The following is a 1,417-nucleotide window of genomic DNA, read 5'->3' as shown; positions in this document are numbered from 1 at the left end:
TGCATTGGAATAATAAAACCGCTTGCTAATTAAGCGGCAAAATGTTAATCTTGTCATAGGCAGTGGTAATGTCGATCCTGTTTGATTGTTTGGTGTCGCAACTTAACAATACTACTATTAGGACTTGGTTTCCACTGCTTATTTTGATTTAATGAAAAAAAAATGCGCCACAGCCTTGGCAGGCCATCGCGCAGCGATTTTGTTCAATTCTTATTTGTATTTTTGGGGAAATGATATAACCCTGAAAGGCTATATCATCCCAAAATGTCTTAACGCTTCTTTTATTTGCTCTTTCCGTTCTTCCGTACAATGATATTCTCTAACAGGATTCTCAACAGAATTATAGGGTTCATGCACATCTAAGCCACATTCTCTCTTTACCTCTGAAATATAGGTCGAATGTGCAAAGAAATTATATTTTTCTTTGACATAGTCCTGAATATCCTTGTAAGTGACTTTTTTGTGCTGATGATATTTCTCATTTACATCAACCTCTATTGACACATTGTAGTGTTGATTTCTTTCGTTGGATAAAAGTACACACGTTTCCACATGCATTGAAATTTTACCTCGCATTAACATTCGCGCACAGCTTTGTGTTTCTATAATCTTTTGCACCCATAACAAAATATACAATTTTGTTTTTACACCCTGGTAGCAATATGGCAGTCTCGTATCTCACCGTATATGCAAACAAAACTATATTTCAACTAGCACCTTCCACTTACCATTTCGTTTACCATTTTCACGAATTATCAAACCTTTTTCTTGCATTTCAACGGTTCTCGTTTTTACTGTTCTCTCCGATTTACCAATAGCATTCGCTAATTCTCTTTGAGTAATTGCCGGATTCCTTTTTAACTCCTGAATAATAGCCAATTCCTCCAAAGTGCAAATTTTGCACTTTGAATCATTACTAGCTGCACTTTGATTTGCACTTTGTTTTTCAAAGTCTACATGCATATATCTATTCTTTAATTCATGCCCAGCATTCATCAAAAGATTTTCAAAAAACATCTCTAAAAATTTTGTAGTTGCATGGATGCCATTTTGCAAATCATTATAATTAGCTCTTACTAATGCATTTCTAAAATACCATGAGTTTTCTGCAAAAGTCTCATTGCTCACACTAAACCCAAATGTCTTTAAATATTTAATAATAAATACTGCAGTAGATCTGGTATTACCCTCTCCAAAAGGATGAATCTGCCAGATTCCCGATGTGAATTTTGCAATATGACGCACGGCTTCTTCTATTGATAATCCATTATAAGAAAATTCCTTTTCCTGTGAAAAGTCATAATCAAGAGTAGCACGAATACTGTCATATGATGCATACATTACCGTGTTACCTTTCAGTATCCATTCTTTTTTTGTAATATTGTAATCGCGTATTTTACCTGCATGATTAAATACC

General features: G+C 34.4%; 2 protein-coding genes. Both read right to left on the bottom strand.

Annotated elements, in window-relative coordinates; translation table 11 throughout:
- Positions 1 to 249 precede the first annotated feature (249 nt).
- Positions 250 to 558, bottom strand: coding sequence for a hypothetical protein (locus ASU35_RS03700; RefSeq protein WP_058351716.1), 309 nt, complete (start codon positions 556 to 558; stop codon positions 250 to 252).
- 141 nt (positions 559 to 699) lie between these two features.
- A partial coding sequence (locus tag ASU35_RS03695; protein ID WP_058351715.1) for a winged helix-turn-helix transcriptional regulator occupies positions 700 to 1,417 on the bottom strand: 718 nt, incomplete at its 5' end.

The sequence above is a fragment of the Acetivibrio ethanolgignens genome (assembly GCF_001461035.1).
Taxonomy (GTDB): Bacteria; Bacillota; Clostridia; order Lachnospirales; family Lachnospiraceae; genus Velocimicrobium; species Velocimicrobium ethanolgignens.
Note: the sequence above shows the minus strand (reverse complement) of the source record. Positions and strands in the feature narration are given on the sequence as shown.